This window comes from Dechloromonas hankyongensis, from assembly GCF_022012295.1.
GTDB lineage: Bacteria > Pseudomonadota > Gammaproteobacteria > Burkholderiales > Rhodocyclaceae > Azonexus > Azonexus hankyongensis.
The window spans coordinates 1,465,981-1,479,842 of sequence record NZ_JAKLTN010000002.1; the positions used below are offsets into that span (position 1 = coordinate 1,465,981).

The following is a 13,862-nucleotide window of genomic DNA, read 5'->3' on the forward strand; positions in this document are numbered from 1 at the left end:
GCCTTGGCAATTGGACCTCCGTCCAGTGATCGCACCGTCGCTCAGTAATTCTTGACCTTCCCCTTGGGCGGCATTTTGGGGGTCCCGAAATAAGTTGCCGGCGGCGCCTTGTAGCCCGCCGCCTTGCCCTTGTCGTCGTAAATGATATTGGCCGACTGCTCCTGCGGCTTGGCCCGACTGGCAGTGATTTCCATGGTCGCCGCCCGCGCCGGACCGCTGCGGTCCATCTCGGAACGGACGATGCGCATCCGTTCGACCGAAATCCGCTTGTCCACCGCTTCGGTCGAAAAGCCACGCTGGACCAGGGTTTCCCGGATATTGAGCAGGTTCTCGAGTTCCTTCGACGTGCGCAGCGAGCGTACCGGCTCGCCCCAGCTTTCCTTGGGCTTGGTGACGGCGATGTTGAACTCGTCCGGATTGCTCACCATGCGGGCGATTTCCAGACGGTTCTGGCGCATCGCCCATTCGAGCGCACCATCGCCCCAGTCGTTTTTCGGCGTCCGATCGGCGCCCTTCTCGATCAGCTTGCGCGCCAGGTCGGGATGCCCCTCGTAAACCGCCATCATCAACACGCTGGAGCCATTGGTACTGCGCGCATTGATGTCGGCACCCTGCGCCATCAGGTAGTCCGCCACCTCGGCATGGCCAGCGAAGACCGCGTAATGCAGCGCCGACCACTGGCGCCCTGCGGCATTGATGCGTGCCCCGCGCTCAATCAGCCATTTGACGGCGTCCAGTTGACCGCGCCAGGCCGCCAGCGCCAGGGCCGATTCGCCATTGGCGTTGAGCTTGTCGATATCGGCGCCGCGCGAAATGAACAGGCGCATCAGCTCGATCTTGCCCTCCCACGCGCCAATCATCAGCCCGGTACCGATCCGGCTGCCCAGGTAATCCGGCGGCATCCCCGCATCCAGCCATTGCTCGGCCTGGCGGATATCGCCCAGTTCCATGCTGTTGGTGAAGGCCACCGGGTCGGGCGGCATGCCGCCCGCCGAAAAAACAGGGGACGCTGCCGACAGCAAGCCGCCCATCCCGATTATCATGGCGACCAGTCTTTTCGCAGTCAGTTTCATTGCACTTCCATTGCCTCAGGCCAGTCCCCATTTTCTCATGATCAGAGCCGATTTCCGGTTATTCGCGGCGCTGGCGCTGTCGCTCTGTCTGCATGGGCTGCCTGTCCTGCCCGAGATGCTGGCGGCTACCCGGCGCCCCCCGCCGGCACCGCCCATCCAGGCCACGCTGCGCACCCTGCCGCCGCCCACGGCAGCCCCCTCGCCCCCCCTGCTGCTACCGGAGCCGCCGCCGCGGCATAGCGAACCGCCTAAGCCGCATCGGCAACCCACGCCGGCGCCAGCCGGCCCGAAAACGTGGACACAGGTCGTTCGCGAGCAGCTGAAAAAGCTCGACGCCGCCGGCCAGTTCTATCCGCCCGAAGCCATCGCTCGCGGCCTGGAAGGCGAGGCGCTGGTCTTGCTGATCATCGACGAAAGTGGCCAGGTGGTCGCCACCCGGCTCGAGCAAGGCAGCGGCCACCCTATCCTGGACGACGCCGCCCTGCGGGCGGCCCGCTCGCTGAAATCCTTGCCCGCCGACGCCCCCCGTCAGACGGTCCTTCCCGTCCGCTTCCGGCTCAAATAGGCCGCGGCAGTGCCTTCGCAGCTACAGAGGTATAATATTGCTAAAAATCAATAAATTATCACTATCGTCATAGATACGGGGAGAATTAAAATGGGTTTATTAAATAGGCTAAAGCTTTCCTCGCGAATGCAGCTGCTGGTCGGCCTGACCTTGGTCGGCCTGCTGGTTCTCTGCGTCACGACCCTTTACCAGCTCAAGGACACGATGCTGGAAGATCGCAAGGAAAAGACCAAGAATCTGGTCGAGGTCGGCATGGGCATCATCGCCCACCAACACAAGCTGGCGGCAGCCGGCGGCGTTGCCGAAGAAGATGCGAAGAAGGCGGCCAAGGAAGCGCTGCGCAACCTGCGCTACAACACCAACGACTACTATTTCATCATCGACGCCGACAACAACTACGTCCTGATGCCGCCCAAGCCGGAAAACGAGGGCAAGAACGTCAGCGACGGCAAGGACGCCAACGGCAAGTTCCTTTTTCGCGAAATCAACGCAGCGGCCAAGGCGGGCGGCGGCTTTGTCGATTACTGGTTCCCCCGTCCCGGCCAGACCGTGGCGGCACCCAAGCTTTCCTACGCCGCCCGTTTCGAGCCGTGGGGCTGGTCCCTCGGGACCGGCATTTACATCGATGACGTCAATGCCGAATTCCAGCGCAACGCCCTGCTGTTCGGCGGTATTTCGCTGGCCCTGCTGATCACCCTCAGCGTCATCGGCCTGCTGATCGGCCGCAGCGTCACCCGCCAGCTGGGCGGCGAACCGACCCTCGTCGTCGACATCATGCAACGCGTGGCAGCCGGCGACCTGACGGCCAGCGCCGAATCAGCACAGAACGGCAGCCTGCTCCACTCGCTCGACCGCATGGTCGCTTCGCTGCGCCAACTCGTCAGCGAAATCAATCGCGATGCCAACATCCTGGTCGATAACGCCCAGCATATCGCCACCGCATCCGACGAGGTGACCAAGGCGGCCGAACACCAATCCGACGCCACGTCGGCCATGGCCGCGGCGATCGAGGAACTGACCGTCAGCTCCAACCATATTTCGGATAGCGCCCGGGAAACCTCGGCCGATTCGCGGGAAGCGGTCGAGCTGTCCACCCAGGGCGCCGAGCGGGTCGGCCAGGCGACCGATGCCATCCAGCAGGTCTCGTCCACCGTCAGCGGCGTCGCCGAACGGATCCGCACGCTGGAAAGCCGGGCCGAACAGATTTCCAGCATCGCCAACGTGATCAAGGACATCGCCGGCCAGACCAACCTGCTGGCGCTTAACGCCGCCATCGAAGCGGCGCGGGCCGGCGAACAGGGACGCGGCTTTGCGGTCGTCGCCGACGAAGTGCGCAAGCTGGCCGAACGCACGTCCAGCGCGACGACCGAGATCGAGCAGATGATCGTCGCCATCCAGGCCGACACCAATGGCGCCGTCGAAGCCATGAATGCGGCGCTGCCGGAAGTGCAGCTTGGCGTGCAGCTGGCCGAATCGGCCACCGGTTCGCTGCGCGCCATCCAGGAAGGAGCGCGGCGCACGCTCGATCGCGTCGGCGAAGTGGCCGACGCGACGCACGAACAAAGTGCTGCCAGCACGTCGATCGCCCAGCGGGTCGAGCAGATTGCCAACATGGTCGAGGAAACGACGACGACCATACGCGGCACCACCGCCACGGCCCATCAGTTGGAAGACATCGCCAACAACCTGAAGAGCCTGATCAGCCGCTTCCGGGTCTGATCCCGGCTTGCTACGCTCCGGCGCGGCTCACACCGCGCCGGCCGCCCGCAACTCGGCAATACGCGCCGCAGGGTAGCCGAGTTCGGCCAACACGGCGTCGGTATGCGCACCCAGGTCCGGCCCCAACCACTCCGTTCCACCTGGTGTCGCCGACAACTTGGGGACGATGCCGGGAATGCGGAAATCCTTGCCATCCGGCAATTTGGCGGCTTCGAACATGTGGCGGGCGATGAATTGCGGGTCGGCGAACATGTCGACGGCCGAATAGACCCGTGAGGCGGGCACTTCGGCCGCAGCCAGGATAGCCAGCACTTCGCTTTCGTCATGGTTGGCGCACCAGCGGTCGATCAGACCGTAGACTTCGTCGCGCCGCGCATCGCGGCCGGCGTTGTCGGCCAGACCAGGATCGTCGGCGAGGTCCTGGCGCCCGATGGCGGCCATGAAGCGCTTGAAGATGGCATCGCCGTTAGCGCCGATGGTGACGTGCTTGCCGTCGCGCGTGGTGTGGGTGTTCGACGGCGTGATGCCGGGCATGATGTTGCCGGTGCGCTCGCGCACGAAACCGAAGACGTCGAACTCGGGAACCAGCGATTCCATCATGGCGAACACCGCTTCGTAGAGCGCGACATCGACCACCTGTCCGGCCCCGCCATTGACTTCCTTGTGGCGCAGCGCCATCAACGCGCCGATCGCGCCCCACAGCGCGGCGATCGAATCGCCGATGGAAATCCCGGTGCGCACCGGCGGCCGGTCCGGGAAACCGGTGATGTAGCGCAAGCCACCCATCGACTCGCCGACCGCGCCGAAGCCCGGCTGATCCTTGTACGGCCCGGTCTGCCCGAACCCCGACAAACGGACCATGACCAGGCCGGGATTGTCGGCTTTCAGCTGCTCCCAGCCCAGACCGAGCTTTTCCAGCACGCCCGGACGGAAGTTCTCGACCAGTATATCGGCCCCGGCGATCAGCTTGCGCACGAATTCGCGGCCCTCCGGATGTTTCAGGTTGGCGGTCACCGATTTCTTGTTGCGCGCCTGGACATACCACCACAGCGACGTCCCCTCGTACAGCTTGCGCCATTTGCGCAGCGGATCGCCGCCGTCCGGGGATTCGACCTTGATCACCTCGGCCCCGAACTCGGCCATGATGCGTGTGCAGAACGGCCCAGCGATCAGGGTGCCCAGTTCGACCACGCGCAGGCCGGCCAGGGGCTTTGCCGCTTCACTCATGTCAGGGCTCCCAGTGTTCGACATGCATTTTCTTTCCGAGCAGGCGATCGACCGTGACTCCCACCGCTTGCGGTGCACCGCTGGTCGCCAGGCGCAGTTGCCCGCTGCCGCCGCCGAGCAGATTTCCGGCTGCCAATAGGCGCTCCAGTTGGCGCGCCACAGCCTCGCCGGTATCGAGCAAGGCGACGCCGGCCGGCAGGCGCCGGGCAATCGCGGCGGCGACCCATGGGTAGTGCGTGCAGCCGAGCACGACGACATCCGCTCCCGCCTCGGCGACCGGCGCGACAAAGGTGTCGAGCAGCTGTTCGACCGCCGCGCTGTCCGGCCCGTCGGTTTCAATGGCCTCGGCGAGGCCGGGACAGGCTTGCGCCACCACGCGATGCTGCTGGGCATGGTTGCCGACCAGCCGCTGGAAGCGCTCGCTATGCAGGGTCCGCGTCGTCGCCAGCACGCCGATGACGCCGGTGCGGCTCTGCGTCACCGCCGGTTTGACGCCCGGTTCGAGGGCGACGATGGGCAAATCGACCGCCGCGCGGATCGCCTCGGCCGCCGCTGCGGTGGCGGTATTGCAGGCAACGACCAGGGCCTTGGCGCCATGCCGCACCAGCGCTTCGGCGATCAGCACGCCACGCTCGCGGAGAAAGGCTTCCGGGCGGTCGCCGTAAGGCAGATAGCGGGTATCGGCAAAGTAGAAGAAATCTTCCTGCGGCAGTCGTTCGCGCAGGGCGCGCAGCACCGTCAGCCCGCCAAGGCCGGAGTCGAAGACAGCGATGGGTTGCGAATTCACGAGAAGATAGCCGATGGGAAAAGGGCCTCAGCGCCCTTCGGGAAGGCTGTGCAGCATAGCACCTAACAGGTTCAGATCGACTGGCTTGGTCAGGAAATCGGTCATCCCCGCCGCCACGCAACGTTCCCTGTCCTCGGCAAAGGCGCCGGCAGTCAGCGCGATGATGGGCAGCGGGCTCCGCCCCTGCTCCGCTTCCCAGCGGCGTATCCGGGCCGTCGCCTCGAAGCCGTCCATGATCGGCATCTGGCAGTCCATCAACAACACATCGGGCGCTTCGCCGGCGGTCACCCGGCGTACGGCTTCCGCGCCGTCGTGCGCCATGTCGCTGTGAAAACCCAGTTTGCTCAACATGGCCCCGACCACCTTGCGGTTGGTGGCATTGTCATCGACCACCAGGACACGCAGGGCCCGCCCGGCCGGCACATCGCCCCCCGCCGCCACGGGGGCAAGGCGCGGCGTCCGGCGGCGCTCGACGTCGCTGCCGACCATGCCCGCCCGAATGGTGAAGCGCACCCGGGTTCCCTCCCCTTCGCAGCTGTCGATACCCACCTCGCCGCCCATCAGGTCGACCAGATTGCGGACGATGGACAGGCCCAGGCCGGTACCGCCGTAGTGGCGCGTAGTCGAGGCATCGACCTGCGAAAACGGCTGGAACAGCAGCGGCAGCTTGTCGGCCGGTATGCCGATGCCGGTGTCGGTCACCGTAAATTCGAGCACCACGCCGTCGGCATCGGAGGACAGCACCTTCCCGGCAAGGATCACGCCGCCCCGGGCGGTGAATTTGATGGCATTGCCCACCAGGTTGGACAGCATCTGGCGCAGGCGGACCGGGTCGGCGGTGAAGCAGGCGTCGGCATCGCCGGCCCAGTGCACATCGAGTTGCAGGTCCTTGCTGCGCGCCTCTTCGCCAAACAGCATGGCCATCTCGTCCAGCAGATGGGCGGGGACGAAGGGCAGCGCCTCGAGTTCGACGCGCCCGGCCTCGATTTTCGACAGGTCGAGGATGTCGTTGAGCAAGGCCATCAGGGTCTGGCCGGAATTGACGATGACGCGGAGATAGTCCTGGCGCTCGCTCTCCTGCAAATCCGGCATCATCAGCAATTGGGCTGTGCCGAGAATGCCGTTCATCGGGGTTCGTATCTCGTGCGACATCGTCGCCAGAAACTGGCTCTTGGCCTGGTTGGCGGCTTCGGTGCCATGCAGGGCATGCTCCAGTTCCTCGGCCATCTGCCGCATCTGGGCCGCCAGGCGCAGGGAGCTGTCGAGACGCTCGTGAAAGAAGCGGGAACTCTGCAGCGCCGCGATGAGATAGAGCGTGGAAACGGCGGCCAGGATCCAGTCGCCGGCGCCGTGGAAATCGAATGACGCGGTCAGGATGATCGCCCCCATGACGGGCACGGCATAGCTGCGAAAAGCCCGTGGCACGGCCGATAGGAGCGGCACGGCACCCGAGACCATGCCAGCCAGGACCAGCGCGACGAGCAGGCGCGTATAGCCGGGCTCGACCAGCATCATGGCGACGCCGCCGGCACTCCACAACAAGGCGGCGCCAAAAGTGGCTGCGATGGCCCGGCGCTGCCACAAGGCGACCGCCCCGGCTTCGGGCGAAACGGCGAAAAAGCGGCGGGCCAGCCCGTAGCGCGCAGCGGCAACGCTCACCGCCAGCCCCCACCAGACGATGGCCCAGGTCGGCGGATGCAAGCCACCGATCAGGTACAGCAACAGGCAGGCATTGATCGCCACGACGGCCTGGGCGAGACCCGTATTGCGAAACAGCAGGCGCGTCTTTTCCAGATCGACATCGTCGGTGGCGAAAGCGGCCGGCCGCGACGAGGCCGAAGGAACTTGGCGAGGTGATTCTGTCATTTCTCGGAAACCGGGTTGGACGGCCCATTCGCGCAGGCGACGGGGGACGCTCGCCGGCAGTGTCCCTGCAAATCAGCAGACGGTCAATGCCGGCCAGGACGGGTCAGCAAACGTGCGGGCAGAAAAAAGGCCCCCTCGCGGAGGCCTCGTGCGCAGCTCGCCGTGCAAGCCGCCTATATGCGGGCGATCATCGCGTCGCCGAACTCCGAGCAGGACAACTCGTTGGCGCCGTCCATCAGGCGGGCGAAGTCATAAGTCACCTGCTTGTCGCCGATGGCGGCTTCCATGGACTTGATGACCAGATTGGCCGCCTCGACCCAGCCGAGATGGCGCAGCATCATTTCGGCCGACAGAATCAGCGAGCCCGGGTTCACCTTATCCAGACCGGCGTACTTCGGCGCCGTGCCGTGCGTCGCCTCGAAGCAAGCGTACTGGTCGGAGATATTGGCGCCCGGCGCGATCCCGATGCCGCCGACCTGGGCGGCCAGGGCATCGGAAATATAGTCGCCGTTCAGGTTGGTGGTGGCGATCACGTCGTACTCGGCTGGCCGCAGCAGGATCTGCTGCAGGAAGGCGTCGGCGATGGAATCCTTGATGATGATCTCGCGGCCGGATTTCGGATTGCGGATCTTGCACCACGGGCCGCCGTCGATCAGCTCGGCGCCGAACTCCTTCTGCGCCAGCTGGTAGGCCGTGTCGCGGAACAGGCCTTCCGTGAATTTCATGATGTTGCCCTTGTGCACGATGGTCACCGACTTGCGATCATTGTCGAGGGCGTACTTGATCGCGGCACGGACCAGGCGCGACGTCCCTTCGACCGAGATCGGCTTGATGCCGATGCCCGAGCTTTCCGGAAAGCGGATCTTCTTGACGCCCATTTCCTCCTGCAGGAACTTGGTCAGCTTCTTGACGCCTTCCGAGCCGACGGCCCATTCGATGCCGGCGTAGATGTCCTCGGTGTTCTCGCGGAAGATGACCATATTGGTCAGTTCCGGATGCTTCAGCGGCGACGGTACGCCCTTGAAATACTGGACCGGACGCACGCACTGGTAGAGGTCGAGTTCCTGGCGCAGCGCCACGTTCAGCGAACGGATGCCGCCGCCGACCGGTGTCGTCATCGGCCCCTTGATCGACACCGAGTATTCCTTCAGTGCATCGAAGGTTTCCTTGGGCAGCCATTCATCCGAACCGTACAGGCGGGTCGATTTCTCGCCGGCATAGACTTCCATCCAGTGAATCTTCTTCTGGCCACCATAGGCCTTCTCAACGGCCGCATCGATCACCTTGATCATCACCGGCGTGATATCGATGCCGATGCCGTCGCCCTCGATGAACGGAATGATCGGGTTATCCGGAATCGCCTGCCCCGGAACGATTTTCGAACCACCTTGCGGAACCTTGATATGAGAAGTCATATTCACTCCATGCGCTGTTATTGGACGGCGACTGCCGAAAGTCGAATCCACCCTCTGCGGTGGCACCGGGCAATGCGTCACCCACCCCGGTAGCGCGTGTGATTATGCGGTAAAAGCCGCAGCCGTGTCAGCCAGCGGCCGGCAGCGGCCCAAACTGCCCAGACCAAAGAAAAAGGCCCGGCAAACCCATGGGGTCTGCCGGGCCTTTTGCGACTGCTTCAGCTTAGGCGGAAGCGACCTTGATGGCGGCGTTCAGCGTCGGGCTCGGACGCATGATGGCCTTGGTCTTCTCCGGATCGGCCTTGTAGTAGCCGCCGATATCGACTGCCTTGCCCTGCACCGTCTTCATCTCAGCGACGATCTGCGCCTCGTTGTCGGCCAGGGTCTTGGCCAGCGGCGCGAAGTGAGCTGCCAGTTCCTTGTCCTCGGTCTGGACAGCCAGTTCCTGCGCCCAGTACATGGCGAGATAGAACTGCGAACCGCGGTTGTCCAGCTCACCGGTCTTCGGCGACGGCGACTTGTTATTGTCGAGCAGCTTGCCGGTGGCGGCATCCAGGGTCTTGGCCAGCAGCTTGGCCTTGGCGTTGTTTTCCTTGATGCCCAGCTCTTCCAGCGACACGGCCAAGGCGAGGAACTCGCCGAGCGAATCCCAGCGCAGGTGGTTTTCCTGGGTCAGCTGCTGGACGTGCTTCGGAGCCGAACCGCCGGCACCGGTTTCGTACATGCCGCCGCCGTTCATCAGCGGGACGATGGACAGCATCTTGGCCGAGGTGCCCAGTTCCATGATCGGGAACAGGTCGGTCAGGTAGTCGCGCAGGATGTTGCCGGTCACCGAGATGGTGTCCAGACCACGAGCCACGCGTTCCAGCGTGAAGCGCATGGCGCGAACCTGCGACATGATGCGGATTTCCAGACCGTTGGTGTCGTAATCCTTGAGATAGGTTTCGACCTTCTTGATCAGTTCGGCTTCGTGCGGACGGTACGGGTCGAGCCAGAAGACGGCCGGCGTGTTGGAGTTGCGGGCGCGGGTGACGGCCAGCTTGACCCAGTCACGGATCGGGGCGTCCTTGACTTGGCACATACGCCAGATGTCGCCGGCTTCGACGTTCTGCGTCAGCAGCACTTCGCCGGAGTTGTTATCGACGATGTTGGCGATGCCGTCTTCGGCCATTTCGAAGGTCTTGTCGTGCGAGCCGTATTCCTCGGCCTGCTGGGCCATCAGGCCGACGTTGGGCACGGTGCCCATGGTGCGCGGATCGAAGTTGCCGTGCCACTTGCAGAAGTTGATCATCTCCTGATAGATGCGGGCGAAGGTCGATTCCGGCATGACGCACTTGGAATCGTACTGCTTGCCGTCGGCGCCCCACATCTTGCCGCCCTGGCGGATCATCGCCGGCATGGATGCGTCGACGATGATGTCGTTCGGCGAGTGGAAGTTGGTGATGCCCTTGGCCGAGTCGACCATGGCCAGACGCGGACGGTGTTCCTGGCAGGCGTGCAGGTCGCGGATGATCTCGTCGCGCTTGGATTCCGGCAGCTGCTTGATCTTCTCGTAGAGGTCGACCATGCCGTTATTGACGTTGATGCCCAGTTCCTTGAAGGTCTTGGCGTGCTTCTCGAAGGCTTCCTTGTAGTAGATCTTGACACAGTGGCCGAAGACGATGGGGTGCGAAACCTTCATCATCGTCGCCTTGACGTGCAGCGAGAACAGGATGCCCGACTGGCGGCAGTCTTCGAGCTGGGCTTCGTAGAAGTCGCACAGCGCCTTCTTGCTCATGAACATGGAGTCGATGATCTCGCCTTCGAGCAGCGACAGCTTCGGCTTCAGCACGGTGATCTTGCCGTCCTTGGCGATCAGTTCCATGCGCACTTCGCGCGGCTTGTCGAGGGTCATCGACTTTTCGCCGTGGTAGAAGTCGCCGTGGTGCATGTGGGAAACGTGGGTCTGCGACCACTGCTTCCATTCGCCCATCGAATGCGGGTGCTTCTTGGCGTAGTTCTTGACGGCGCCCGGCGCGCGGCGGTCGGAGTTGCCTTCGCGCAGCACCGGGTTGACGGCGGAACCGAGGCACTTGCCGAAACGGACCTTGAGAGCCTTCTCGTCGTCGGTGGTCGGGTTTTCCGGATAGTCGGGGATCTTGTAGCCCTTTTCCTGCAGTTCCTTGACGCAGGCCTTCAGTTGGGCGACGGAAGCCGAAATGTTCGGCAGCTTGATGATGTTGGTGTCCGGCAGCAGGCACTTCTTGCCCAGTTCGGCCAGTGTGTTCGGCAGACGCTGCTCTTCAGTCAGGAACTCCGGGAATTCAGCGATGACACGGGCAGACACGGAAATGTCGGCCTTCTCGATCTCGATGCCGGCCGGACCGGTGAAGGTGCGGATGATCGGCAAGAACGCGCACGTCGCCAGCAGCGGCGCTTCGTCGGTCAGCGTGTAAATGATTTTTGACTTTCCACCAGCCATGAATATCCCCTTGCGTTGGATTGAGTTTTTGGGGCCGAGGGTTACTTTCGACCCTTTGTGAACCGGTTTGCAGAAGCAAAACATTGAGAGTATCGGCCGCCATCGCATCTCAGTCAACGAAATGCCTTTTCACATTGCGATTTCGCTTCAAATTCATACACATCCATGCGCTTGGCCGATGCTAATATTTGGCCAGCCACCAGCCTTCTCCAATCATGAAAATATCCGTCGGCCTCTACGGCACCAATGCCCACCAGATAGCCTTGGCCATGATTCAGGGTTTCAACAAGCACTACACCCTGTTCCGCCAGACCAGCCGCGAAGCCAAGACTCGTTTCGAGCAGGGCGACTGGCTGGGGGTACACAAGGCGGTCCGGGAACGCATCCGCTTTTACGACGACCGCGTGGACGAGTGCGTCGAACGCCTGCGCAACGAATTCGATGCCGCCTCCATCGACGACTCGACCTGGCAGCAGGTCAAGCTGCTCTATATCGGCCTCCTGCTCAACCACAAGCAGCCGGAACTGGCCGAAACCTTCTTCAATTCGGTGACGACCAAGATCCTGCACCGCAACTATTTCCACAACGACTTCATCTTCGTCCGCCCCAGCATTTCGACCGAAAACATCGAGGGCGACGACACGCAGACCTATCGCAGCTATTACGCCAAGGAAGACGGTCTGCGCGGCGCCATGCGCAAGATCGTCCTCGATTTCGACTGGCACCGGCCCTTCGCCGGCCTGGAGCGCGATATCGACCATGTTTACCAGGCGGTCTACGGTTTCCTGAACGGCATGCCACGGCGCGAGGTCAATTTCCAGATCCAGGTGCTGGCCTCGGCCTTCTACCGCAACAAGGCGGCCTACATCATCGGCAAGGCCATCAACGGGGCGGCCGAATATCCGTTCACCATCCCCATCCTGCACGATGCGGACGGCAAGCTCTACCTCGACACCATCCTGCTCGACGCCTGGCGGATCGGCCTGCTCTTCTCACTGTCGCGCGCCTACTTCATGGTCGACATGGAGGTGCCGTCCGGCTACGTGCAGTTCCTGCGCTCGATCATGCCGATCAAGCCGCGCTCCGAGATTTACATCATGCTCGGCCTCGGCAAGCAGGGAAAGACGATGTTCTTCCGCGATTTCATCTATCACCTGCACCATTCGGAAGACCAGTTCATCATGGCCCCCGGCATCCGCGGCATGGTCATGCTGGTGTTCACCCTGCCGTCCTACCCTTACGTCTTCAAGATCATCAAGGACGTCTTCGGCACCCCCAAAGAGACGGACCAGGCCACCGTCAAGCGCAAGTTCATGATGGTCAAGCAGGTTGACCGCGTCGGGCGCATGGCCGACACGCTGGAATTTTCCAATGTGATGTTCCCCTTGAAGCGGTTCGACGACGAGGTGCTGGCCGAACTGCAGAAGCTGGCGCCGTCGAAATTCGAGGTCGATGGCGACCAGCTGATCATCAAGCACCTGTACATCGAGCGCCGCATGGAGCCGCTCAACATTCACCTCGACCGTATGGACAAAGCCAATAACCTCGACGGCATGGAACACGCCATCAAGGAATACGGCAGCGCTATCCGCGAGCTGGCCCAGGCCAACATCTTCCCGGGCGACATGCTGTGGAAGAACTTCGGCATCACCCGTTTCGGCCGCGTCGTCTTCTATGACTACGACGAAATCGAATACATGACCGACATCAACTTCCGCAAGATCCCGCCGGCCCCCGATTTCGAAACCGAGATGTCCGGCGAAGTCTGGTACGCGGTAGCCCGGAACGACGTGTTCCCTGAAGAGTTCGCCACCTTCCTGCTCGCCTCGCCGCAAGTCCGCAAGATATTCATGAAGCACCACAAGGATCTGCTCAGCACTAAGTTCTGGCAGGATGCCCAGGCCAAGATACGCGACGGCCACGTCGAAGACTTCTTCCCTTATCCGCAGGAACTGCGCTTCATCAACAACCAGCCATCCCAACAAGCACAATAGATAAGGGATCACTGACCAATCAATCAGAAATTCTGACTACTCACCTCATAACAACTCACTTATCTTCGGTACAACAACATTAATCGAATGATGACTTATGGCCGCGCTTGCCGCGCCCCTCCAGCATCGATGCACCCAAGATTCCAGATTATTCAAACCTCAAGGAGAACCACATGCCGCTTACCCTGGCGGTTGCTCGCGAGAGTGCCGACGGTGAAAACCGAACTGCACTCTCTCCCGAGACAGCCAAGAAATTTGCCGCGCTCGGTGCCCGGCTCCGCATGGAGCAGAGCGCCGGCGTCAACAGCCACTTCCTCGATCCCGACTACTCCGGTGTCGACTTCGTTCCCGGCCCGACCGAAGCCTATGCCGGCGCCGAGCTGATCCTGCGCGTCACCCCGCCGAGCCTGGAAGAGATTGCCGCCCTGCCCGAAGGCGCGGTGGTGATCGGCCTGCTCAAGCCCTACGAATCGAAGGAACGCCTGGCCGCCCTGAATGCGAAGAAGATCACCGCCTTCGCCCTGGAGTTGCTGCCGCGCATCTCGCGCGCCCAAAGCATGGACGCGCTGTCCAGCCAAGGCGCCTGCGCCGGCTACCAATGCGGCCTGATTGCCGCCGCCCGGTGCACCAAGTTCTTCCCCATGCTCACCACCGCCGCCGGCACCATCCGCCCGGCCCGCGTGCTGGTCATCGGTGCCGGCGTCGCCGGCCTGCAAGCCATTGCCACCTGCAAACGCCTGGGCGCCATGGTCGAT

10 protein-coding genes are annotated in these 13,862 nt (G+C 62.9%); 4 read left to right on the forward strand and 6 right to left on the reverse strand.

Translation table 11 applies throughout. The features are described 5' to 3' along the window. Positions 1–41: 41 nt before the first annotated feature. Entirely contained in the window at positions 42–1,073 is a 1,032-nt protein-coding gene (locus LZ012_RS15555) for an ankyrin repeat domain-containing protein (protein ID WP_275711741.1), read from the reverse strand. A gap of 37 nt (positions 1,074–1,110) precedes the next feature. Here LZ012_RS15555 and LZ012_RS15560 point away from each other — a divergent pair, with 37 nt between their 5' ends. Together LZ012_RS15560 and LZ012_RS15565 are read left to right on the forward strand one after the other, a co-directional pair. Beyond that, entirely contained in the window at positions 1,111–1,638 is a 528-nt protein-coding gene (locus LZ012_RS15560; protein WP_275711742.1) for an energy transducer TonB, read from the forward strand. Positions 1,639–1,764: 126 nt separating this feature from the next. Beyond that, positions 1,765–3,357, forward strand: coding sequence for a methyl-accepting chemotaxis protein (locus LZ012_RS15565; RefSeq protein ID WP_275711743.1), 1,593 nt, complete (start codon positions 1,765–1,767; stop codon positions 3,355–3,357). A 27-nt stretch (positions 3,358–3,384) separates the two neighbouring features. Here the strand turns inward: LZ012_RS15565 and LZ012_RS15570 are convergent, their stop codons facing one another. The 5 genes from LZ012_RS15570 to LZ012_RS15590 all read right to left on the reverse strand — a co-directional run bounded on the left by LZ012_RS15570 (position 3,385) and on the right by LZ012_RS15590 (position 11,113). Continuing rightward, positions 3,385–4,584, reverse strand: a complete 1,200-nt coding sequence (locus tag LZ012_RS15570; protein ID WP_275711744.1) for a CaiB/BaiF CoA transferase family protein — start codon at positions 4,582–4,584, stop codon at positions 3,385–3,387. A gap of 1 nt (position 4,585) precedes the next feature. Next, on the reverse strand, positions 4,586–5,371 hold the full coding sequence (gene murI / locus LZ012_RS15575; RefSeq protein WP_275711745.1) for a glutamate racemase: 786 nt from the start codon (positions 5,369–5,371) through the stop codon (positions 4,586–4,588). 27 nt (positions 5,372–5,398) lie between these two features. Continuing rightward, positions 5,399–7,237: an ATP-binding protein gene (locus tag LZ012_RS15580; RefSeq protein ID WP_275711746.1), complete on the reverse strand. Its 1,839-nt coding sequence runs from the start codon at positions 7,235–7,237 to the stop codon at positions 5,399–5,401. Positions 7,238–7,410: 173 nt separating this feature from the next. Further along, entirely contained in the window at positions 7,411–8,652 is a 1,242-nt protein-coding gene (gene icd, locus LZ012_RS15585; RefSeq protein WP_275711747.1) for an NADP-dependent isocitrate dehydrogenase, read from the reverse strand. A 223-nt stretch (positions 8,653–8,875) separates the two neighbouring features. After that, the gene (locus tag LZ012_RS15590) at positions 8,876–11,113 is read right to left on the reverse strand and encodes an NADP-dependent isocitrate dehydrogenase (RefSeq protein ID WP_275711748.1); all 2,238 of its coding nucleotides are present in this window, start codon (positions 11,111–11,113) and stop codon (positions 8,876–8,878) included. 215 nt (positions 11,114–11,328) lie between these two features. Here LZ012_RS15590 and aceK point away from each other — a divergent pair, with 215 nt between their 5' ends. Then, positions 11,329–13,107 (forward strand): bifunctional isocitrate dehydrogenase kinase/phosphatase, encoded by a 1,779-nt coding sequence (gene aceK, locus LZ012_RS15595; RefSeq protein ID WP_275711749.1) that lies wholly within the window; start codon positions 11,329–11,331, stop codon positions 13,105–13,107. A 173-nt stretch (positions 13,108–13,280) separates the two neighbouring features. Continuing rightward, the coding region (locus LZ012_RS15600; RefSeq protein ID WP_476728687.1) for a Rossmann-fold NAD(P)-binding domain-containing protein at positions 13,281–13,862 on the forward strand (582 nt) is incomplete at its 3' end.

What these genes read in the sequence shown, in the direction of transcription:
- LZ012_RS15590 (WP_275711748.1), bottom strand. Translation starts at nt 11,113, where the DNA reads ATGGCTGGTGGAAAGTCAAAAATCATTTACACGCTGACCGACGAAGCG.
- LZ012_RS15570 (WP_275711744.1), bottom strand. Translation starts at nt 4,584, where the DNA reads ATGAGTGAAGCGGCAAAGCCCCTGGCCGGCCTGCGCGTGGTCGAACTG.
- LZ012_RS15565 (WP_275711743.1), top strand. Translation starts at nt 1,765, where the DNA reads ATGCAGCTGCTGGTCGGCCTGACCTTGGTCGGCCTGCTGGTTCTCTGC.
- aceK (WP_275711749.1), top strand. Translation starts at nt 11,329, where the DNA reads ATGAAAATATCCGTCGGCCTCTACGGCACCAATGCCCACCAGATAGCC.
- LZ012_RS15555 (WP_275711741.1), bottom strand. Translation starts at nt 1,073, where the DNA reads ATGAAACTGACTGCGAAAAGACTGGTCGCCATGATAATCGGGATGGGC.
- LZ012_RS15580 (WP_275711746.1), bottom strand. Translation starts at nt 7,237, where the DNA reads ATGACAGAATCACCTCGCCAAGTTCCTTCGGCCTCGTCGCGGCCGGCC.
- LZ012_RS15560 (WP_275711742.1), top strand. Translation starts at nt 1,111, where the DNA reads ATGATCAGAGCCGATTTCCGGTTATTCGCGGCGCTGGCGCTGTCGCTC.
- icd (WP_275711747.1), bottom strand. Translation starts at nt 8,652, where the DNA reads ATGACTTCTCATATCAAGGTTCCGCAAGGTGGTTCGAAAATCGTTCCG.